This window comes from Sporomusa sp. GT1 (assembly GCF_014634905.1).
GTDB lineage: Bacteria > Bacillota > Negativicutes > Sporomusales > Sporomusaceae > Sporomusa > Sporomusa sphaeroides.
The window spans coordinates 162,237-184,049 of sequence record NZ_BMBX01000006.1; the positions used below are offsets into that span (position 1 = coordinate 162,237).

Here is a 21,813-nt window from a genome sequence, read left to right on the forward strand (position 1 = left end):
CCATTTTATAAATTTTATAAAGAAGCAGATGCCTCTTGTTTGTTACCATCATCCTCTTTGATAACAAATGGCTCTTCCTTCAGGAAGAAGGTTACCAGGGCTGCGACAGCCGCGAAACCGGCAAACATGAGAAATACATTGTCATAAGAAATTCCGGCGGCAGTCTTGTGTACCAGATAACCGGCAGCCAATGGCGATATAAATGCACCTAATTGACCAAGACCATTGGTCAAGCCAACAGCCGAACCAATTACTTCTTTAGGATAACGCATTTGCGGGTAGGCATAGATTACACCCCAAACCATATTAACAAAGAAACCATTGAGAATTAGCATCAGAATCAGCAGGTTGGTGCTGCCTTTAGGGATTTGCCCCATGTAGATAAGAATGGGAATGGCAGCTAAGAAGGAAATCAGGGCTACCGGCTTGGTACGGTGGAACACCTTGTCCATCAAGGTTCCGCCAAGCATTGTGGAAATAATGGCGACAGCATACGGTAATGATGCCAGCAAGCCCATGGTTTTGAGACTGAAACCATGCTGTTCAAAGAGGAAGGAGGATATCCACGAGGTACTGCCCCAATAGATTGCCAGTAAGCAGAAAAGCTGCAAAGAATAGAGCCACAGGCTGGGATCTTTGATGATAACGCCGATACCCAGTTTTTTTACATTATCTTCATCTGCGGTAACAAGTCCTGCTTTAATGTAATCATATTCTTCCTGGGATAAGCGTCCTTTGGCCAGCATCTCTTCCGGCTTATCGGATACGAAATACCACAGAATTGCTATGCCGACAAGCCCGGGGATAGCCAAAACAAAGAATATTTCACGCCAGCTGCCGCCCATAGCCGCGGCAATATAGGTTATCAATACGGGAATAATGGCCGGAGCAAATGCCCAGGTAGTAGAGAAAAACGCAGTAGCCCTTCCCTTTTCACTTTTGGGAAACCAATCAGAAATAGTTTTATTTGCCGGAGAAAAGTGATGGCCTTCGCCTAAGCCCAAGCCTAAACGCAGCAAAATAAACTGAGTGTAGTTGCGAACCAAACCGGTGACAAAGGTAACCGCGGTGAATACCACAATCGCAAGATACATTACACGTTTTGACCCGATTTTATCTGCCAAATAACCGGCGCTCACTTGCGCTACTGCATAAGCAAAGAAAAAGATGGAGGCAGCAAAACCTATTTGCTCATGGGATAAATCCAAATCTGCCCTGATAAGCGGCAGGAAGGTCAACACACTGATTCGGTCAAAATAGTTGATGATGTAGACTAACCAAAGAACAATCAAGATAACATGACGGTATCCCCACATTTTTTTGGCTCCAGTTTGTACCAGACTCATTACATATCCCCTTTCGCTATTACTGCTTAACCGATGGCGCCATCAGGTTTTCAATTACTATAATATGCAACTTCCATGCCAACCCCCAAAAACCAACGCTTTGCGCTTCGCAAGCCTGCCATCAGCAGGTTCCGGTGATAATATTCACCATTTTTTGAAATTTTCAGAAGATATTGTCGAAAAAAGCGGTGAATATTGTCACCGTTGGTGACAATATTCACCGCTTTTCCTCTGAGCATCACACAACTCTGCAAACAAACCGAAGATTTCAGCATTATGTTATTAAATTAATTTTACCCCGGTTTTTGCGATAAGCTTAGCTCATATTTGGCCGCTTTTTTTACTACCGTAGAATGATCCACCGCTAATTGTTCGGCTACACGCCGGGAAGTCTTATATTTCGCTATTGCCTGCCGGAAGAACTCCTTTTCGAATTCTTCTTTAGCTTCCTTATAGGTTTTTTGACTACTTTCTCCCGGTATAATAACCGGTGGGGCTCCGGCTACAGTCTTTCTTAGCTCTTCCGGCAGATATTCACCCGTAATTTCATCACGTTCACATATAACTACCAGCCGCTCAACAAGGTTTTCCAGCTCACGCACATTCCCGACCCAGGTGTAGTTGGTCAGAATCCGGTATACTTCACCGCTAATCCGCTTTTTCAGCGAATATTTTTTATTATATTTCTCCAGGAAAAAGTTTGCCAGCGGGATAATATCCTCTGCCCGCTCCCGGAGCGGCGGAATGGTTATCTTAAGAACATTCAGCCGGTAGAACAAATCTGAGCGAAACAGTTTTTGGCTGACCATCTCTTGCAAATCCCGGTTGGTAGCGGCAATAATCCGCACATCAACCTGGATTAATTTTTTGCCGCCGACACGATAAAATTCACGCTGCTGGACAAACCTGAGCAGCTTAACCTGCAATGCCAGCGGCAGCTCACCAATCTCATCCAGCAATACTGTGCCGCCGTGGGCTGTTTCAAACAGACCTGCCACACCATCCCGCTTAGCCCCCGTGAAGGCACCCCCGACATAACCAAACAGTTCTGATTCCAGCAAATTCTCCGGAATTGCACCGCAATTAATCTTCAAAAACCGGGCATTGCTGCGCGAGCTGTTTTTATACACAAGATCGGCAATAACTTCCTTACCTACTCCCGATTCCCCGCCAATTAAGAGCGGGGCATCCACTTTGGCAAACTTCAGGGCAGCATCAGTAACTATCGACATCTTCCGGCTCCGGAACACGAGGCTATGGGCCAGTTTTTGTTCTGCCGTAAGGGTCTCCAGGATTTTTGTGTACTCATCCAGCTTTTCTTTGGACTGGGCCAGTTCTTCCCGCAGCCGGTTAATCTCAGTCATGTCACGGACATTGGTCACTACCCGGAAGATATTGTTATTCTCGTCAAAAATCGGCGTAGACGTAACTACACTCTGCCGGCCGGAACGGAAAGTCTGGTGGATGGTATATGGCTGACCTGTTTTTAAGACTTCCAGCGTACCCGAGTCGGAAACAATTCCTTTTTTGACGATCTCGGCAGCTGTTGAACCAATAATATTTTCTTTTGCAATACCGGTAATCTGCTGATAACTATTGTTGATGCGAACAAAAAGCCCGGTCCCATCTGCAACCACGATCCCATCATGCGACGATTCAAAAATGGCCTTCAAATCCCTATGCTCTTCCTCAAGCTGGCCAATGGCATTCTCTCGAACCCTGTCTTTGCGCAAAATCCCGATAATTCCTTTAAAATAGCGGTTATCCAAACGGTACAAGTCAAAGACGCCATGTTGCTCATCTTTTATAACCAGTGTCGTATCTAACTCTTGTTCTCCCTGATCCGGCATCGCAAAAATCGGTGACCCCACTGAAAAATCCTCTTGTGGAAGCATCGGATGGGCATAAATGATGGTTCCGTCCTCTGTACTTAAAAAAAACTTGACAGTATTATCTTGCGAAATGTTCACATCATCCCTTCCCTTTTCTCTGTTTTAGTCCACATTTGTTTCACTAATCAGAAAACAACTTCAATAAAAAAAGAGCACTCCTGAGCTTTGACTGCAACATACCTTATGATAATTGTATGGTTTTCGACAAATTAAGTCAATCGTCTGTCGCATTATGTCATCTTACATTTTGTAGTAATTTACTATATAAAAAGCCCGAACACTCATCCTGTAAGTGTCCGGGCTTCACCAGCTTACTGCTTAGCTTTTTTAAATTCTTCGGTAAGCGCCGGCAACACTTCCATAACATCACCAACAATACCATAATCAGCTACTTTGAATATCGGAGCATCCGCATCTTTATTAATGGCGATAATTGTATCTGACGACGACATTCCCGCCACATGCTGAATGGCACCGGAAATGCCACAGGCAATATATACTTTCGGACCTACGGTTTTACCTGTTTGGCCAACCTGGTGCGGGTGCGGCTTCCAGCCGGCGTCAATGACTGCCCGCGATGCACCTACTGCACCACCCAGCACTGCGGCTAATTCTTCAATTAATACGAAGTTTTCCGGCTTGCCCATTCCCCGCCCGCCTGAAACAATAATTTCGGATTCTTCCAAATTACAAGAGCCGGTGCATACTTGTACGGCTTCAATTACCTTAGTCCTGATAGCTTCCGGCTTAACCGTACTGCTTACCCGTATAACCTCACCGGTTCGCCCAAAAACCGGCTGCGGTCTTTTAAATACATTCGGACGTACTGTTCCCATTTGCGGACGATGCTCCGGACAAAGAATTGTTGCCATAATATTGCCGCCAAAGGCAGGACGGGTCCAGGCAACCAGCCCTGTTTGTTCATCAATGCCAAGGTCGGTACAATCGGCAGTCAGGCCGGTACCTACCCGGCAGGCAACTCTCGGACCAAGGTCTCTGCCATTAATTGTAGCGCCCATAAGAATGACTAAAGGCTTGTAATCAGTAATTAGATCAGTAAATACGGCGGTATAGGCGTCTGTGGTGTATTTCGCAAATTCTTTTCCTTCAACCAAATAAACCTTATCCGCACCGTTGGCAAATACCTCTTTAACCAGTTGCTCCACTTTATCGCCGACAATTACGCCTGCCAGCTTTTGCCCCATGCTATCAGCCAGTTTCCGGCCTTCACCCAATAATTCAAAACCGACATTTCTAGCTTGTCCATCGGCATGTTCAATGTACACCCAGACGTCTTTGTAAGCCGCCTTATCAATCGCAGTTGCGGCCTCTTCCACATCCCGGATAATGGCTGTTACCGGACATGTCGATACACAAGCACCACAAGCAGTACAGGCTTCCGTAATTACCGCTTTATCCGCTTCCATAACAATCGCGCCAAATGGACATGCACTTTCACAGGCTCCACAGGCAACACACTGTTCTTTGTCTACCCAAATTGCCATTCTAACTACCTCCGTTATACAATCTTTGCTTCTATCAATTTATTTACCAAACCGGCTGCCGCTTCCCGGGCCGTATCTGCCTGAATAATTTGCCCTTGAACGCGCTGCCCGGGGGTAAAAATGCGGCGCACCTGGGTAGGTGATCCTTTTAGGCCGATAGCCCCTTCTTTAACATCCAAGTCAGCGGCAGTCCACACGGGAATTTCTTTACGATTGGCTTTCATTGTTCCCTTTACGGTAGGCAGGCGTGGCTCGTTGATGGATTTAATTACTGTAATAAGTACAGGTAATTGGGTTTCAATCACTTCATATCCTTCTTCCTGCTCACGCTCTAAGCGCACAACATTTCCGGCTACTTCAATCTTGGATACGCAAGTTGCCTGAACCATATTGAGATGCTCGGCCATCTCAGGACCTACCTGCGCTGTGTCACCGTCAATTGCCTGTTTACCGCAAATAATCATATCAACATCACCTAGCTTTTTGGCAGCAGCCGCCAAAGTATAGCTTGTAGCCAGCGTATCAGCCCCGCCAAAGGCTCTGTCACTAATCAGCAAGGCCTCATCAGCCCCCATGGCAATACACTCTTTCAATGCCTCTTTAGCCTGGGGCGGCCCCATGGAAATAACCGTGACACTGCCGCCATGTTTCTCTTTAAGTTGCAGCGCCGCTTCCAGGGCATTCTTGTCAAAAGGATTAACAATACTTGGCACCCCTTGACGAATCAGCGTATTGGTAACCGGATCAATCTTAACCTCGGTAGTGTCAGGTACTTGCTTGACACAAACTAAAATATGCATTTTTCAGTCCTCCTTATAGAACATGCTACGGAATACAATTAGAAACAGACTATCATTTACGTGATTTAAAAATTTCGTACCTGTGCCGTTAACCTCTCCCGGAATTCAGGATGACTTACAGCAATTAAAGCTTGCGCGCGCTGACGCAGGCTGCGGCCTTTAAGCTCGGCCACACCATATTCTGTTACTACATAATGAACCTCATTGCGGGAAATGGATATCGCAGCTCCACGGTCAAGTTCACAACAAATATTGGATATCTGACCATTGGCAGTCGTAGATGGCAGCGCAATAATAGACTTCCCGCCAAAGGAACGTGAGGCGCCGCGAACAAAATCCGCCAGACTGCCAGCACCGCTTACCTGTTTGGAATCAATGGTTTCAGCATTAACCTGCCCTGTCAAATCTACCTGTAGAGCCGAGGTGACAGCAATAAATTTTTCATGCTGACCAATGATATAAGGATCATTAATATACTCCAGCGAATGCATCTCAACATCTGGATTGTTATGAACAAAGTCATAGGTTTTGCGCGTTCCCAGCAGAAATGCAGCACAAAACTTTCCGGCATTCATTGTTTTTTTCCGGTTAGTGATAACTCCGGCTTGTGCCAGCGAAACTATATGATCAGAAAAAACTTCAGAATGAATGCCTAAATCCTTTTTATCCTGCAAAAACAGTGTTACTGCGTTGTCAACGGCTCCTATACCTAATCGTAAAGTAGCTCCGTCAGGAATAAGTGCGGCAATATTTTTCCCTATCTGCTTCTCAACTTCACTGATTTGCACCGGATTTAACTCAAGTATCGGTTCATCCTTTTCTACAATATAATTGATAGCTTCCAATGCTATCTTTGCGCCACCGGTTCGCGGCATATTACCATTCATTTGCGCAATTACTATTCTGGCACATTCGGCAGCCGGCTTAGTATAGTCAACCGCTATACCATAACTACAAAACCCTTGTTCGTCAGGCGGAGTAACTTGAATCAATGCTACATCTACCGGCAATACCTTATTGCGGAATAAACAGGGAATCTCGGAAAAAAAACAGGGCGTATAATCTGCCGACTGCTCTTCCAGCATATTAATGATAGAAGGGATAACAAAGAGAGCATTATAGCGAAAGGTTTTCTCCATTCCCAGTTGTACATATTGATTTGCTTCCATCGCTGGTAGTTGGACGATTTCAACAGCCTTCAATTCAGAACCTCTGGCAGCTAATGCTGCCATAAGTGCTTTAGGTTCGCCACAGGCACTGCCTACGACCACACGGTCTCCGGAATTAACCATCTGCATAGCTTGCTCTGCTGTAACCAGCTTAAAATTGTGGATATTCCTCCAGCTAGTCTCGATCTTCATATCTGCCTTCTACTACCTTGCTTTCCCGCGGTCCTGCACTGCCGATATAATCTTTGTCTCTTCTCATAAAATCGCCCTCCCGGTCAGTATGTATCTGCGACTCTTGCCATCACCTCCGTTAAACCTTTTTTTATACGGAAGCAGCTCTGAAGTACATTTTTGCTTTTTCTGCTTTTGTTTTAATAACATGCATTTTTTATGCCAATCTTAAAAATCCAGGGATTTCAAGTCTTTTTAAACATAAACCAACAGTCATGGTGCTCTTTTTCACCATGACTGTTGGTTTAATCACAAAGTGTGGTTTATTTTATCACCAATTGGTGCTTTTTTTCACCGTCATCCACTCTTTCCCCTGGCCACCATTACACGAAATACTTTTTTACTAACGCTCTCCAGGCATATTAAAAAACCCCTTAACAGCAAGTTGTATGTTTGAATCATACTTCCTGTCTGCCAAAGGGCTAGCATATTTTGTGATGGCCTAAAGCCAATTATTCACTAAAACGGCGTAAAATTCCTTCTAACATCCTGGCATGTCTTGCCTCATCCTTGGCCGACTCATTAAAATAATCTCTTGCTGTCTCCAGGCCCAGTTCCTGCGCTTTCTCAGCCGCTTGTTTCTTGCCCTGGTTGGCAAAGGTTTCTCCTTCCAGCATTTGCTTGATATTTTCAAACAAATCTTCCTGAATCATGCCGTTAAACTCGGCAAAGCGGGCGGCATGCTCGGCTTCTTCCCAGGCGATAGTCTTCAGCACTTCGGCAATTTCCGGATAGCCCTGCCGCTGAGCCAGTCTTGCCATAGCCAAATACAGTCCGGCCTCAGTGGTTTCACCGGTAAAGTTTTGTTTAACAATCCGTTCGATTTCGGTTCCTTTCGTTTCGCCAATAATGTTCTCCACTGTCAATTCTCTTTTCATTCTGCATACCCCTTCCTATTTTCGCTGTTGAACACTTTGAAAAATTTGATCTGCTACCTCGGGATTAACATTTTTAATGTCTCCTAAATACAGCAGCATACTGCCTTTGTATTCCTGAACTTCGCCTAACAAAATGATTTCCAGGCTGGAGCGAATAATATTAATAATACATTCCTCATCATGATACACATTACAGTTACGGCATTGATTCAACAAAAAACCGATAGCATTCACCACCGAGTCAGTATCATATATCTTGGTGTCGCTATAGGGAATATCCCGGAGGCCGTCGGTTATGAATTCATCCTTTTGTTTAAGTACTGTCATCAGCGATTTCTTGCAAAACCCGATTAGACATTTTTCCTTTTTGCATGTCAAGCAAAACTCTTCTTCCAGACAACAGTGGCCTAGTTCCGATATAAGAGCATCAATCTGCAAAACCCATTCCTCCTCTAACTTCCGCTTGTACTATTTCTATCCAGGTGTTAGGTATATTTTAACAATAATCATTATTTCTTGCAAGTCATTTTTAGAAAATTTACTCATACAACAAGAACATCTCTACGGCGCAAGCGGCCGTTATCCATAAGCGAAGGGTACGTCAGCGGCGCCGCGTTGTATGACGGTAAAATGCCACAAATGCAAAAAAGACCATGTTGAACTTTTTCTTTCAACATGGTCTCTTTCGCATTTACAGACTATGAGCTAGGAAGTTGTTTTTACCGGCGACGGCTGCCGTACATATTTTTGCTGGTACATAGCATAATCGGCTTTATGCAACAGGCTCTCGACATCAATATTCTCGCCGTCCGGTACCGCGATCATGCCCACACTGACTTGCATAGTATAAGGTTTTTCCAGGCGCGAAGCCGTCAATTCCAATTGCTGCTGCATTTTCCTGATACAAACTTCTACCGTCTGCTGTGAACATTTGGTAAAGACTATGGCAAATTCATCGCCGCCCACTCTGCCAACAAAATCGTTTTCACTAACTCCATTGCGCAGCAAGGTTGCGAAAATATTAATATACCAGTCTCCCTCCCGGTGTCCGTAAGTATCATTAACTTGTTTCAAACCATCCAGGTCCATATAAGCCAAACAAAGTCCACGTTTTTCCTCACCGGCAGCCTTCAGCGCCAATATCAGTTTTTCCTGAAAGGCCTGCCGGTTCAACAACCCGGTCATGCCGTCGATGGTGGCAAGCTGCTCCAGGCGTTTAGCCTCTATATGTTTTGCGGTAATGTCGGTCATACTAAGAATCAGATGAGGCTTACCCATCAGACTGACATTGCCGGTCACTGCCATCACCAAAGCAACCCCGGTGTGGCGGTAAAGGGGAAGTTCCTCCTGCACGACACCGTAATGAAGCAGTTCACGCCAGGCAGACCAGACTTTCTGGTCTGTACCGAAAAAATCGGTCATATATTTTCCCGCCGCCACTGCCGGCGCAAGAGCAAACAAATCGGACGCTGCCCGGTTTAGCTGCACCAATTGCCAATCGGCTTTGGTTATCAGCACCACCGGGGTAGGAACCAGGTTAAGCAGCCGCTTAATCTCATCCTGACTGTAGGAACATTCACGTGATGACTGCTCAGTATCCTCCGTTCCCTGGAAATAGAGGATACTGAGCAGTATAAGCATCAATAGCCCGGGAATAAAAATACCTGCCCATGGTTGTTTCACACTAAAAGCAACCCCAACGATGCCCAATATACCGACGGGAATACATTTATCCTGGAAAAATTCTTCAAATTCAGAGAAAATCAATATAGCAACATCACCCGCCTTACACGATCATTTCTCCCAAAAGTCGGGAAGGCACCATTTTTTTGTATATGGTATAATCATGCCAGATATCTGCCGCAAAATCCATTGCCTGCGAAGATAAAAAATATCCTCCGACCTATCATCGGAGGATATTTTCACGAAACCGCAGCAAATGCAGGGCTATAGATATATTAAACCGGACATCAAAACCATCCAGTGAAATTCCTAAAATAGTTTCGATCCGCTGTTTCCGGGACACTATGGTTTTGTGGTGCAAATACATTTCCTCCGCCACCACCTTGAGGTTGGGAGATTGCAGGATTTTTTCCAGCGTTGGCAGCAAATCGGTACCATTTTCCCGGTCAAACACCAGCAGATTGCCAATCATTCTTTCAATAAATTCCTCAGTATCCTGACTATCGGCCAGTGGATACAGCAATTGATACGCCCCTCCATCCTGGTAATGGTAGACATCCATACCCGGCCAAAGGCGGCACCCTACTGCTGCAGCCGCCCGTGCCTGCTTGCAGTAATGGGCGAAACGGTCGAATGCGCCTAGTTTCCCGGCAATACCGACCGCAATCCCGATCCGGGGAAAACGGACAGCCAGCTGCTTTTTCAGAGTCGTCCCGATAGCCAGTTGCTGTTCTTTAGTGTCTTTCGGTAAAGCAAAATGCAAGAGGCCGATACCTTCGTCCCATTCCCAGGCGACAATGCCCTGACACCGATTCAGATTGTCTACCATCGCATCAATATCGGTCTGCACTTCGGCGGCATTTTCCGCCGTCCAGTTTAAGGATTTGCCGCACCAACCAGTAAACCGCAAATAAAAAACATGAAATATTGTGGGCAAGTATAACATCAGTTGCCTGGCCGTATTCCACGCCGAATCATCAAAGACCCGGTGTCCCTCCGCCAGGTCGAGCAGGAACTGGTTGCGCCGGTGCCGTTTATAGGACTCGGCCAATTTTTCTTCCACCTTAATCCGCTCTTCAATCTCACGTTCCAGTTCCTGCTGTATCTCCTGTAAATATAGTTGCTGCGAATCGCTAATTTTTGTCATCTTCATCATGGAGCGAAGGTTTTTTTCAAATATCCTTGCCATATCGGCATAGTGAACCATCAATGCATTCCCCTGATACTGTTCATCACTGCACCGGCTTTTAAACTGCTCCAACTGCTCCAGTTCCTCCTGGAACAACCGGCTGATTTCGTCGCTCACAACAACACCTCAATAGTAAAAGTACTCGCAATAGTGCTGATCATTGCCCGGAGTTCTGGGGAATTAAATTAAATTCCATACTCAGCTCTTCCCGGAATTCTTCCCCGCATTCAAGCATACTTCTGTTCTTTGCGGAATAATACCAATTGATGCAAATATCGCTGCCTTCAGCAAATGCATCTTCCAACATATAGATAATATCCATCAGGCATTTGGTACTGCTGGTATTCATATAGGAAATATTAAGTTCCATGACAACCCTGCCGCGGTTAGCTGCTAGATAGTCTTTCAACCAAATAAAAATGTCCTGATAAAACCCGGAGGCATTTTCGGGATAAGACTGACCAGATACCTTCAATATGCCGGTACCGGGGTTAAAGTCAACCTCCGGCGAAGATTTTGTACCCGCCCGATATAACCTTTCCATTAATAAACCCTCCTTGCCGGCTACAGACTGACTTTTAAAGTGAAAAAAGAATACTTCTCATCGCGCGATACAAACATATAATCGAGCGGAGCCGTCGCTTTGCGAGCCATATCAATGATCCCCAGACCGGCGCTATCGTAGTTACTATCTGACCTCCTGGCTTTAAGCTTTTCTTTATAGTATTTTTTCAGCTGGTCTTTATCCATTGAGTTAATATAATCAATCTTTTCCTTTAACACTTTGGCATCTTCATGGCTGACCAGATTGCCTGAACAAACAAAAAAGCGGTCTGTCTGACGACCGATGACAATGATACTTTCAAAAGCCCTGCGGCTGATTTCGTGTTTGTCCGGTCCGTCACTTTTCAGAAAATAATTTTTGATATTCTGAGACTGCTCAATATAAACCGAAAATACATTATGAATGTCTGTCTCTTCCGTATTCTTTTCTTCCTGCAGATAGGATGTAATGGCTGTTCCGATTTCCTCAATAATTCCCTGAGTAAAAGAACCGTTAAAACTGACAATGATGCCATAACTGCTTAACTCGCCAATAAGCCGATGTAGTTGTTCATTGATCATACTTATTTCCCCAACCTCCTTAAAACTTGAGCCCCATAACGGTAATGTCATCCCGCTGTGCTTCCATCCCCATATAGGCTTCAAGACTCTGTAACAATGCCGTTTTCTGGTCTTTCATGGCCAGCGGGAAATATTCTGCTACTAGTTCGGCAAACCTGTCGATGCCGAAAGGATCAGGGTTCTCTCCATGTTGATCAAAAAAACCATCTGTAGATAAATACAGCCCGTCTCCGGGCTCATAATAGAATTCCCGGTTCTCAAAAGGAACACTCCGGGCTTTTCTGCCCAGGCGGCTCTTCTTTTCATAACCTACACTACGGCGCGATCCGGGAATTTCCCTGAGGTTCCCGTCGTGAACATGAAAAAGCGGCAGCCTGGCACCGGCAAATACAACCTTTTGCGCAACCGTATCCACCTTCACCAGCCCCATATCCAAACCGGCGTACAGCCGCTCTTTGGTCACAGTATTCGCGTAAAAGGTCTCATGAAATTTTTCATCCAAAAAAGTCAGGACAGCAGACGGTTGATAATCCCGGTCTTCATCCAGCAGTTGTTTTAACATCTGATTAACGGCCAGCGTCATAAAAGCTCCCGGCACTCCATGGCCGGTGCAGTCAATGACGGCAGCCATGAAGCCGCCGGCACATGGCGCGTACCAGTAAAAATCACCGCCGACAATATCCCGGGGCCGCCAAATAATAAAAGACTCGGCAAGATAATTGTGCAAAAATGCCGGTTCAGGCAAGACTGACTGCTGAATAACAGCCGCATAATGAATACTGTCGGTAATCAGTTTATTCTGCTCCCGTACCTCGGCTTCGGCCTGCTGGCGGACCAGAATCTCTTCCTTTAAGCGCAGTTCGCGTTCTTCCAGCTTGCTAACCATGGAGTTAAACGCCTGGGAGAATTCTCCCATAAAATCAACCCGCTGTTTATAGTCGCCTTTTTCAATTTGCTGCGCCTGCCAGGTTAAATGGTTGAGCTTGGAATGAAGCTCCTTCAAACTGCCTGCCAGAAAGTTGGTTTTACCCGGCCGTTCCACTTGCAGATTGCCGCGTGCCAGCGGCACGGCATATTCATATAATTCCTTGAAATGTCCGGCTATCTGGTTGAACAGGTAAACAATCTCTCCTACCAGTTCGCTGCAGCCATCGGCAGAAACTGTCTCCGGATACCTTCCTTTTGCCAATAGCCGTATGCCAGCCCGCAGTTGTTCTAATGTATCTAATTCTGCATTCTTCATATCCTTCACCCAGACTGCTGCTCAATTATCACAGGTAACGCGGAAACGGCAGGTTCGATCACCGGTAGACCAGCAGTCAATTTCCTTTACTGTGAAACTTTTTCCCGTATATACATTTAAAATTCCGGCAATAAACCCTTCATCGTAATCACAAACCGATTCCTCGGTAATGGGCAGCCCGGAACAATCCAAATCCTCCTCCACCGTAAGGACAAATTCCATTTTTTCCATATCGGCTGATTCCAGGCGCAGGATCCCGATTTTTAAATCAGATAATTTCTGTTGCAGCTGGGCCACAAACCCTTCGAAATCAAGGCTTTTATCCAGCAGATTTTTGCAGAACTCCTCACCGGCCAGCTTGCCGGCGGCGCGCAGCAGGGAACTTGCCTGCTGTGCTCCATATGTCCGGGTCAGCACATCCCGCAAGGTAAATTGAAACAACCGGTACACCAGCACCGGCATGTCGGCCCCCAGATTAGCTCTGCCGATACCAACATCACCAAGCATTTCCCAGTTGAAAGGTTCGGTTTGATTGTCGGCTTTAAATTTATACATACAATCCACTCTCCATCCTCATAATTTGATTGGAAGTGTCAAGAAAAACCGGACACAAAGTTTTTTTGGCATTAATCTTAATTATAGAAAAATACTATCATTACTGTCCATTATCCGTGCGGATAAAAATGTACCCTAAAATAGACCCTGCCATTATCCCTGTGATCCATATCCGCCTAATATTGGGATAAAAAGCATAGGAAACAACAATTGGTCATGACTCTCTCCCCATTTCCTGCCGGCAACATTTATCCGATGGCCAACTCGCTCTAAGACTCCCGCTTCTATAAGCGGAAGTTATACCCCTACGGGCACAGGCGAGCGAGTAAGCCCCTGGATAATTCCGACTAGGATTCAGCTGGAGTTAAGACTCCACCTGAATCAAGTCTGCATTTATCAATCTGCAAAGCCGCACCAAGAGTCATCCGCTCCTCAAAGGAATCCAATGAAATGTTTAATATTTGCTCAATACGCTGCTTGCGGGCGGCAATCGTTTTAGGATGAATATGCATCATGTCCGCAATCTCCCGCAAAGTGCCCCGCGATAATATATGGCTCAGCGTTTCCACCAGCTCGGTGCCATTATCCCGGTCATAATCATACAAGGGTCCCAGAACCCGGCGGACAAAGGCTTCGGCTTCCCGGGTACCGGCGAAGTTATCAAATATCTCGTCAATGCCGCACTCTTCATAGTACTGGATACAACTGTCTTCCCGGCGCCGGCGGCCGATCCTGGCGGCAGTGACAGCATGCCGGAACCGGTTGTTAAAGTCCGCCAGGGAAGTAGAATAGTCGGCTACGCCGATGCTGAAACGCACGCCGGGAAACTCCTCCAGCAGCAGCTTCAGACAGAGGGCGGCCTCTGCCTGTTCTGACTGCCGGCCGCCATAAGGCAGGGGCAGGCGGCATATTACCCCAATGCCGCCGGAGAAGTTCCACGCCGCCAGACCGTCCTGCCGGTTCAGACGGTCAGCCACCTCATCCAGCAGCATGTCCTGTCCTTCGGAGCCGGCACTGTGCCGGCTGTCTTCCACCTGACAGAAACATACAGCGAAAGATTGCGGCAAATTCACGCGCAATTGACGCGCGCGGTTATAGATATCCTGCTCAAAAGGCAGTACGCCGTCCAGTAGATCGTTGAAGAAGTGGTTGAGCCGCTTCCGTTCATAGGCAAGCGACAGCAATTTCTCCGTACGTTTTCTTGCCGTGATGTCGCGGCTGACTCCCAGAATGCCCAGAGCTTCCCCGTTTTCGTCATAGGCGATATTCACCGTTGATTCAATCCAGATCAGGCAGCCGTCCCTGGTGCGTTTCTCTTCCTCCAGCACCACCGGGGTATCCCGTTTTTTCCCCTGCCGGTATGCGTCCCACACCTCATCGACAGCTGCCTGCAACCGCCGGTTTTTCTCTTTAAGCAGCGGCTGCCGCAGGTATTCGGTCAGCGTATACCCGGTCAGTCGTTCCAGCGAGGGACTGATGTAAATCGGCCGCTGATCAAAATCTATCAGCCAGACGACGGCGTCGAGATTTTCCGCCAGCAGCCGGTATTTGCGCTCACTGTCCATAAGATTGCGCTTGGTCAGAGCCCACCGCGAAATATCCCGGTAGACGGCACAAACGCCGGTTTCACCACTCTCCGTGACAAATGGAAACGCCGTAAGCGCTATGGCCACTGAATTACCGTCTTTATGCCGCCGCACAATATCCAGCGGAACGCCCGAAGCCCGGTCCGGACAATCAAGAATATGTTCTTCCGCCGGTGTATCGCCTGGCACACACAGCAGCCGGCCAATGCTCCGGCCTTCCGCCTCCCGGGCCGTATAGCCGAACAGGGCGGTAAACGCCGGATTGGCCTTGGTGACCCGGTACTCTGGATCAAGCGTGACAATGGCATCAGGCGAGTTGGCAAACAGTTGTTCCAGACAGGCTTTTTGGATGGATAACTTCTCAGTGCGCTCGGTCACCTTAGTCTCTAAAGTGGCCGCAAGCTCTTCCAGTTCCTGTGCATACCTTTGCAGGCGGCTGCGGGTGCTCACGTAGCGCAGCGCTAAAATGGCAGCCAGACTTGACGTTTCAGCCAGTTGCCCCAGCCAGCCAATGAGCAGGTGTGCATGAATAACACCCACAATATTAAAAGCATCAACCGTACTTGCCGCCATCCAGACCGATATGCCGCCGGCATAAAGCTGCGCTTCCCGGTTAAAGCGCAATTGCGAGCGGCAGAAATACAACACAGCCAGGTAACAGCCAATACTGTATACCATATTAACAACCATAACGCTTTGTATCCACAGCGGATTCATGACTGCGGCCGCCATCTGCAGGCAGGAAAAAGCCACTGTCAGCCAGACCAGACGCCGCACCGTCCGGCGCCAGACATCTGTTACGATATACATAAGAAACTGTAGCCATACAATCTTCCAGCTTAGGCTGGTCACAATAATCCAGTTATTCCAGAAGTCAGGATTCGGATAAAACAAAAATGAACTATAGGTAGTGCAAAAAAGGATGCCGGCCCCACACAGAGCATTGGCGGCAAAGGCCAGATACACCGTCTTTTTGCGGTCATACAGGTAGACAATCAGCGACCACAAGCCTGCCGCCGTGAGCAGCGAGAACACGCAGAATTTCAGAAATTCAATCATATTTTTATATTTGTACATGCCCCACATGGGACCATATTCCACACCGCCGAAAATGCCGATAGACGGAGAGGACGAAGAAATACGGAAATACAGCATTTTACCGGGAGCATCGTCCGGCAGCGGGATAATATGATAAGGAAGCCAGAGGCGCAGCTTTTCTCCCGGCGGGACCGGCATAGGGCCATATTGATATACAGCCGTGCCGTCTACATACACCTGCAGGCTCTGGTGTACAAATTCCGTAAACACAGTAGGAGTTTTGACCGACGCCGGCGGCAAAGGCACACGTAGCCACAAGTAGTTTTGACCGTTGTAGCCCTCCGGCCGGCCGGAGCCCTGCTTTGGCAGCCACTCACCGGCTTCCGGGTGCTGTGGATCGCGGTCCCCCCATGAATACTCCCAGTCATTTGTTAAAAAACGGTGATTCGCCGGGTCCACTTCTCCGTAGAAAGCAAGCAGGATCAGTCCGGCCACCAGCGTCAAACAGATAAAAACCGGCATAAGCCAACTTTTTCTCATCTTTATCTCCGATCTTACAGTGTGCCTTTAGTTTACCAACTATAAAAAAATATTCAATAAGCTAAGCAGAGATACAAAAGTAAAGGGGCTTCTGTGACGGTAGGAAATACAGTCACAGAAGCCCCTTCGCCGGTACCGGTCGGTCAGCTGGTTCTACGATTTGGTTAACCAAATCAGTTTATTTCGTGAAGATCAATATTGCCGCCAAGACGCCAAATAGTAATATTTGCAATGCCCTGTTCATTGGCAGTGGCTGCCCAATAACTCAGGGTTTTGACATCCGCGTACCATACCTGATAGGAAACACCGGCTTTCGTGTACGTAAATACCAGACATTGGCTGGCTTCATCTCTGACAGGTTCAACATCATAGACTGCGGCCAATGTCTTGGCTTCCTGCTCTGTTATAAATTTTTTCTCGCCGTTATCACCCCAACTGGCGCCGCCGGTCGCCAAAGCAATGGCTTTAGGGCCGGGCAATGCTTCCATACGATTGATTGTTCGCTTGATGAAAGCGGGGTCAGCTTTAGGGCCGGGGTCACTGTGAATGCCGTAAAGGTTATAGAGCATGACCACATACTCAGGTCCTTGGGTAAAAGCAGCCTCCTTAAAAGGTATACCCGGTTCAAGCACCACCCTGAGCGGGATATTTTGCTTTGATGAAGCAAGGTACAGTTTGCTGATGAACACAGGAAATACCTGCCGGACAAAATCATCTTTCCATATCCGTTCATAGTCAATTTCAATGCCGTCATAGCCATATTGCCGGGTCAGACCAATGATCTCGGCAATATGCTTATCCATGGCTGCTTCGTCTGCCAACAAGCGGCAAAGAACCTCCGTGTCTTTGAGGATAAATGAACCGTCAGCATTAGTCTTGTCGTTGACAAAGGTTAGATAGCCTTGAGCTTTTACCTTGTCTTTTTTATGCTTCTCCCTAAGGGCTGTCAATTCTTGTGGTATAACAAGCCTGTCATCCTGATCAAAAGCTGCGGCAAAATAGGACAGCTTGTCCAATTTCCTGCCTATGCGACGCAGGTCTTTTTCCCCAGCGGGAATATCCCAATAGGCAATCCAGGCTGACAGTTTTAGCGGCGCCTTGGGGACAGGCGAAATTGCCGATGCCGGATTGCCAACACAGCCTGCCAGCAAGATCAGCGGGATAAACAAAAACAGCATTATAAATGCCGTTTTCCATTTAGTATGTTTCACGTTACCACCTCCTGCCTATCTTTTACAAATTGACAATAATGCAGCGTCCCCTGTTCGATGTACCGTTTATCACCTATTTATCCTGTTCATCAAACGGGGTACGGGGCATAAACCAGTCGAGCACTATATTCCAATATTGTTTGGCCTTAAATATCATGCCATCAAAGCCTTTACGGCGGCTGTCAAACACGACGGCTTCCTGCTCAGCCCCGGTATTTTCCATAATAACAAGCTGTTCAAACACACCATCATAAACATCATCGGCCAGATTCCGCTGGCTAAAGCCCCAGCCGCCCCAGGCTGTTTCGAGATATACCAAACCGGTATTTAGCGCCGATACCTTCACGGCAGCGGCTTCCTTCTCATCAATTACAACGCGCAGGTCTTTCCCCTTAAGCGTCAGATTTACATTTCTGTTGCCTTTTTGATGCGGACTGATGACAGGCACGTACTGATCGGCACCTTCATCAACTGTTGGCGCATCCTCCCCGCTCTTTTCCTGCAGGCGTTCAGTATATATTTTTGCCTGGCTGGCGGAAGGCGCATATCGGGCAAAGACTTCCAGTGCTTTCATTTCTGCAGCTTTTTTATCCTGGGGAATGGAAACAGGGATTTTCCCATCGTGGCTGTCAAGATCTAACTTATATAGCTCTTGCTCAGCACCACCGGTTTTCTCGGTGACGTACAGGCTATTGTTAAAAATGGCAACAGCAACATAATGGGTTAAATCTTTATCAGCACGTAAATAAATCTTCTGCATTCCCAGCCTATTTCCCTTTAAATTTACCGACAGGCTGACGTTCCGGAAGGTTTTGTCGTTTTTCAAACGCAGTAAGCCTCGATCCTGCGGCAGGGAAGTAAGAACAATGGTTTCATCCATCATCTCGGCTGCGCCCTTGATCGTTTCCCAGTTCCGATGCTTATCAGCATCGCCCTGGACAAACTCGACATTCTGATTGATGTCATATTTAATCCGCATCAAAAGATGATTAGTATGCCAATAGGCCTGGGGCTGCATCCGGGTCAAGTCATATAAGCTGCTGCCCTGCTTGTTAAATGAATAACCCTCACGGTTGAAATTCATAGTAAATAGCTTATTAATCCAGTACTCATTTACAGCACTTACCCGATCATTGTTGCCAAAACTGCCGGTGTTGGAATGCATGAGAATATACAGGCGGGGCACATAGCCAAGCTGTTTTTCGTAAATATCCTCCAGAATTTCATAATCATAGGAAATGCGTTCGCGCATTCTGGCGTAGCTTTCCTTCGGCACGCCGTATTCATCCCGGATATAATCCATCAGATAATGGTTATATTTGCGACTAAGATAAGGCGCGACCTTAGCGTGCTTTAAGGGGTCAAGCTCGCCCAGATAGTTGTCATACCGGTCAAAGACATTAATAAAGGCCAAGCGGTAGCCGTTTGTACCCATTTCCCAGAAGGTTGTCTTTTCTAAATCAATCAGATCATCAGGCACCAGGAATTTCGGGTCTTTTTTCTTAAAATTTTCGGGATAAGTGAGCATTGTCCCTTTAAAATTAAGTTCTTCTAAAATTTTTTGCGAAAAAATAGCCGTATCACGCCGTCCGTCTTCAAACATTAAAAACAATGCTTTCGCCGGCAGCGGCTTGCCTGACTGATAATATGCAAGAATATCAGCCTGAGTTATGGTGACATAGCCCTGATCTTTCAGTGCCTTAAGATGTTCATGCAGCCGATCTATGCCAATCAGGGGCTGTTCGCTTTTGCGCGCTACCCCGAAATAGGACAAAGCGACAAAACCTGTATCCAGCGTGGAGGACATGGCGACGTTTTGCTCGGCATATGGCTTGTATGTTTTTAACGTTAGCAGGGCATTGATGGAAAAAAATGCAATGATAAGCAAAATACCGACCTGCACAATGACACGCCGCCGTTTTTGCTTTTGTTTTTGCATTGTCCAGTTTTCATTAGCTAACATAAGGCTAACCCCTCATTTTCGCTTTGGGATTCTTTTTTATTTTTTCGAGCACATCAGCAGGAGTCAGCCGGGTTCCCCAGTTGGATTTCCAGAAAGTAAACCAAGCGATCGGCATCTGCCAAAGCAGCACTGCCTCATAATATACGCAAAACCACATGCCGTAAATCCAGGTGGAGCTTTTCCTGAGCAATAGCTGAGCCATACTCATGAGCAGAGCCATTAAGAGAATGCCAAGTAAAAAGTTGCTGGGAAATACCCGGTGCAACAACGGAATATAGATTAAGTTATAAAGCACGATAATGGGTGCGAGAAACGGCACTATGACCCCCATATAAAAAGATAAGGCCATAAACGGCTCTTTTTGCCACATGAACCGTGAAGCGATCAGCGACTCTCTGAGCCAAGAACGTTTCCAGCGCATTTGCTGCCGTAAAAAGACGCTGTATTTGTTGGGAACGATAGTGTAACAGATAGCCGAATCTTGATAACCGGTATGATGATGGCGCAGGATGAAGTTGGTCATGCTGCGGTCATCGCCAAAAGTGGCCTTTTCTCCTAAAAAGGTTTGCTCTAGCCAGGGTTTCATATATTTAAGAGTTAAATCCTTGCGGTAACAGGAAAGGGGACCTGACAGGCAGGTGACTGCATCAAAATAGCTTTCCGCTGCCTTCATGATACGAAAAGCAATGTAATACCGCACAGACTGCATTTTTGTCAGAGTATTGGTGTAGGTGTTGGCTACGTCAGTCCTCCCGGAGACACCACCCATCCTGGCGTCTTTAAACGGCTGGACGATATGGCGGACAGCAAATGGATCTAAGAAGCTGTCAGAATCAACAAATACCAGGAGCTCATGCTTGGCCATCAAAGCACCTCTGGCCATTGCCTCACGCTTGCCGGCATTTTTTTCCTGGCGGACATATAAGAGCCGTTGGTCAATGTCATAGCGTTTTTCCTTGAGCTTCAATTCTTCTACAAACTCTTTAATGCGCTCAAACGATTTGTCGGTGGAGCAGTCATCCACAACGATGACCTCCAGGCGGTCAAGCGGATAATCCTGGTTGATGCAGCCGGTAATTGTCCGCTGAATCCACTTCTCTTCGTTAAAGCAGGGAATGATAATAGTAACACCTGGTGTGTAATCCTTGTCAATAGGCACAGGCCGGTAGAAGGAACCGAAAAGATAACGGGTAAGAAGAAAGGTGGCGGCAATAATGCTGTAGGTATACAAGACTTTGTTGAATTTGAAATAAACGATACTTTCTGTCCGCATCAGCACTATAGCGGCAGTAATAAAAAATAAAAATAGCGAAGCTAAGGTCAGCCGGTATCGCCCCCGTCTGCGCTGTGTATATTCAGCCAGTGTTTCGATAAATTCAAACGCAATATATGTTTTGTCACCGGCCTGGACAGTACGAACATATTGGGCGGCAATATTGTTGACCTTCATTTCATAGCCTTCCGGCATAGAGCCGGGAGTAATTTCAAATTTTAAGCTGATCTGAACCGCCCCGGTGAGCTCAGCGGCGACAGATGGCGAAACATCAACCAAAATACCGGTGGAGGAAATATCCAGTGCTTGACCGTGCGCAACGGTTTTTCCATAGGCGGTCTGGTAGATAAGCAACACCGGATAATTGACAACATAACGTTTCCCCATATTTTCGGCTGTGATCAAGTCGCTCATGTCCTGTGAAATGTCGGCATTTTTAGGCCGGCGCCTGTCGAGATTGGAGCGACCGCCTTCCTTATCCGGTACTTTGGATAGAATGCGCCGATCGGCTTTTGTTACCAGCAAAATATCCTTTTCTTCAGCCTCCGGCTGAGAATTTGGTTTCTTCATGCGCACCATCCTCGCA

At 46.8% G+C, this 21,813-nt stretch carries 18 protein-coding genes; all 18 read right to left on the reverse strand.

Annotated elements, in window-relative coordinates:
• Positions 1 to 14: 14 nt before the first annotated feature.
• Positions 15 to 1,346, reverse strand: a complete 1,332-nt coding sequence (locus GT1_RS10200; RefSeq protein ID WP_188398602.1) for an MFS transporter — start codon at positions 1,344 to 1,346, stop codon at positions 15 to 17.
• 50 nt (positions 1,347 to 1,396) lie between these two features.
• Positions 1,397 to 1,621: a hypothetical protein gene (locus GT1_RS10205; protein WP_188398603.1), complete on the reverse strand. Its 225-nt coding sequence runs from the start codon at positions 1,619 to 1,621 to the stop codon at positions 1,397 to 1,399.
• 18 nt (positions 1,622 to 1,639) lie between these two features.
• Positions 1,640 to 3,316 carry a sigma-54-dependent Fis family transcriptional regulator gene (locus GT1_RS10210; RefSeq protein ID WP_075753351.1) on the reverse strand — a complete coding sequence of 559 codons (1,677 nt, stop codon included), beginning with the start codon at positions 3,314 to 3,316 and terminating at the stop codon, positions 1,640 to 1,642.
• Positions 3,317 to 3,549: 233 nt separating this feature from the next.
• Positions 3,550 to 4,743: an electron transfer flavoprotein subunit alpha gene (locus GT1_RS10215; protein ID WP_188398604.1), complete on the reverse strand. Its 1,194-nt coding sequence runs from the start codon at positions 4,741 to 4,743 to the stop codon at positions 3,550 to 3,552.
• 14 nt (positions 4,744 to 4,757) lie between these two features.
• On the reverse strand, positions 4,758 to 5,543 hold the full coding sequence (locus tag GT1_RS10220) for an electron transfer flavoprotein subunit beta/FixA family protein (RefSeq protein WP_188398605.1): 786 nt from the start codon (positions 5,541 to 5,543) through the stop codon (positions 4,758 to 4,760).
• Between the two features lie 65 nt (positions 5,544 to 5,608).
• The gene (locus tag GT1_RS10225; protein ID WP_188398606.1) at positions 5,609 to 6,904 is read right to left on the reverse strand and encodes an acetyl-CoA hydrolase/transferase family protein; all 1,296 of its coding nucleotides are present in this window, start codon (positions 6,902 to 6,904) and stop codon (positions 5,609 to 5,611) included.
• Positions 6,905 to 7,395: 491 nt separating this feature from the next.
• Entirely contained in the window at positions 7,396 to 7,821 is a 426-nt protein-coding gene (locus tag GT1_RS10230) for a ferritin family protein (protein ID WP_075753343.1), read from the reverse strand.
• A 15-nt stretch (positions 7,822 to 7,836) separates the two neighbouring features.
• On the reverse strand, positions 7,837 to 8,259 hold the full coding sequence (locus GT1_RS10235; protein WP_188398607.1) for a hypothetical protein: 423 nt from the start codon (positions 8,257 to 8,259) through the stop codon (positions 7,837 to 7,839).
• 267 nt (positions 8,260 to 8,526) lie between these two features.
• Positions 8,527 to 9,588: a GGDEF domain-containing protein gene (locus GT1_RS10240; RefSeq protein WP_188398608.1), complete on the reverse strand. Its 1,062-nt coding sequence runs from the start codon at positions 9,586 to 9,588 to the stop codon at positions 8,527 to 8,529.
• A 139-nt stretch (positions 9,589 to 9,727) separates the two neighbouring features.
• Positions 9,728 to 10,810 carry a CdaR family transcriptional regulator gene (locus GT1_RS10245; RefSeq protein ID WP_188398609.1) on the reverse strand — a complete coding sequence of 361 codons (1,083 nt, stop codon included), beginning with the start codon at positions 10,808 to 10,810 and terminating at the stop codon, positions 9,728 to 9,730.
• A gap of 40 nt (positions 10,811 to 10,850) precedes the next feature.
• Entirely contained in the window at positions 10,851 to 11,237 is a 387-nt protein-coding gene (locus tag GT1_RS10250; protein ID WP_188398610.1) for a DUF1987 domain-containing protein, read from the reverse strand.
• A gap of 20 nt (positions 11,238 to 11,257) precedes the next feature.
• Positions 11,258 to 11,818 carry a SiaB family protein kinase gene (locus GT1_RS10255; protein ID WP_075753333.1) on the reverse strand — a complete coding sequence of 187 codons (561 nt, stop codon included), beginning with the start codon at positions 11,816 to 11,818 and terminating at the stop codon, positions 11,258 to 11,260.
• Between the two features lie 19 nt (positions 11,819 to 11,837).
• Positions 11,838 to 13,061: a SpoIIE family protein phosphatase gene (locus GT1_RS10260; RefSeq protein ID WP_075753331.1), complete on the reverse strand. Its 1,224-nt coding sequence runs from the start codon at positions 13,059 to 13,061 to the stop codon at positions 11,838 to 11,840.
• A 21-nt stretch (positions 13,062 to 13,082) separates the two neighbouring features.
• On the reverse strand, positions 13,083 to 13,616 hold the full coding sequence (locus tag GT1_RS10265) for a V4R domain-containing protein (protein ID WP_075753329.1): 534 nt from the start codon (positions 13,614 to 13,616) through the stop codon (positions 13,083 to 13,085).
• A gap of 347 nt (positions 13,617 to 13,963) precedes the next feature.
• Positions 13,964 to 16,780 carry a PAS domain S-box protein gene (locus GT1_RS10270; protein ID WP_188398611.1) on the reverse strand — a complete coding sequence of 939 codons (2,817 nt, stop codon included), beginning with the start codon at positions 16,778 to 16,780 and terminating at the stop codon, positions 13,964 to 13,966.
• Positions 16,781 to 16,953: 173 nt separating this feature from the next.
• The gene (locus GT1_RS10275) at positions 16,954 to 17,991 is read right to left on the reverse strand and encodes a glycosyl hydrolase family 18 protein (protein WP_223226165.1); all 1,038 of its coding nucleotides are present in this window, start codon (positions 17,989 to 17,991) and stop codon (positions 16,954 to 16,956) included.
• Between the two features lie 73 nt (positions 17,992 to 18,064).
• Positions 18,065 to 19,954, reverse strand: a complete 1,890-nt coding sequence (locus tag GT1_RS10280) for a glycoside hydrolase (protein ID WP_188398612.1) — start codon at positions 19,952 to 19,954, stop codon at positions 18,065 to 18,067.
• A gap of 4 nt (positions 19,955 to 19,958) precedes the next feature.
• Positions 19,959 to 21,806: a glycosyltransferase gene (locus tag GT1_RS10285; RefSeq protein WP_376742004.1), complete on the reverse strand. Its 1,848-nt coding sequence runs from the start codon at positions 21,804 to 21,806 to the stop codon at positions 19,959 to 19,961.
• Between the last annotated feature and the right edge of the window lie 7 nt (positions 21,807 to 21,813).

What these genes read in the sequence shown, in the direction of transcription:
- GT1_RS10220 (WP_188398605.1), bottom strand. Translation starts at nt 5,543, where the DNA reads ATGCATATTTTAGTTTGTGTCAAGCAAGTACCTGACACTACCGAGGTT.
- GT1_RS10270 (WP_188398611.1), bottom strand. Translation starts at nt 16,780, where the DNA reads ATGAGAAAAAGTTGGCTTATGCCGGTTTTTATCTGTTTGACGCTGGTG.
- GT1_RS10230 (WP_075753343.1), bottom strand. Translation starts at nt 7,821, where the DNA reads ATGAAAAGAGAATTGACAGTGGAGAACATTATTGGCGAAACGAAAGGA.
- GT1_RS10265 (WP_075753329.1), bottom strand. Translation starts at nt 13,616, where the DNA reads ATGTATAAATTTAAAGCCGACAATCAAACCGAACCTTTCAACTGGGAA.
- GT1_RS10215 (WP_188398604.1), bottom strand. Translation starts at nt 4,743, where the DNA reads ATGGCAATTTGGGTAGACAAAGAACAGTGTGTTGCCTGTGGAGCCTGT.
- GT1_RS10285 (WP_376742004.1), bottom strand. Translation starts at nt 21,806, where the DNA reads ATGGTGCGCATGAAGAAACCAAATTCTCAGCCGGAGGCTGAAGAAAAG.
- GT1_RS10255 (WP_075753333.1), bottom strand. Translation starts at nt 11,818, where the DNA reads ATGATCAATGAACAACTACATCGGCTTATTGGCGAGTTAAGCAGTTAT.
- GT1_RS10250 (WP_188398610.1), bottom strand. Translation starts at nt 11,237, where the DNA reads ATGGAAAGGTTATATCGGGCGGGTACAAAATCTTCGCCGGAGGTTGAC.
- GT1_RS10205 (WP_188398603.1), bottom strand. Translation starts at nt 1,621, where the DNA reads ATGCTGAAATCTTCGGTTTGTTTGCAGAGTTGTGTGATGCTCAGAGGA.
- GT1_RS10280 (WP_188398612.1), bottom strand. Translation starts at nt 19,954, where the DNA reads ATGTTAGCTAATGAAAACTGGACAATGCAAAAACAAAAGCAAAAACGG.
- GT1_RS10260 (WP_075753331.1), bottom strand. Translation starts at nt 13,061, where the DNA reads ATGAAGAATGCAGAATTAGATACATTAGAACAACTGCGGGCTGGCATA.
- GT1_RS10225 (WP_188398606.1), bottom strand. Translation starts at nt 6,904, where the DNA reads ATGAAGATCGAGACTAGCTGGAGGAATATCCACAATTTTAAGCTGGTT.
- GT1_RS10200 (WP_188398602.1), bottom strand. Translation starts at nt 1,346, where the DNA reads ATGAGTCTGGTACAAACTGGAGCCAAAAAAATGTGGGGATACCGTCAT.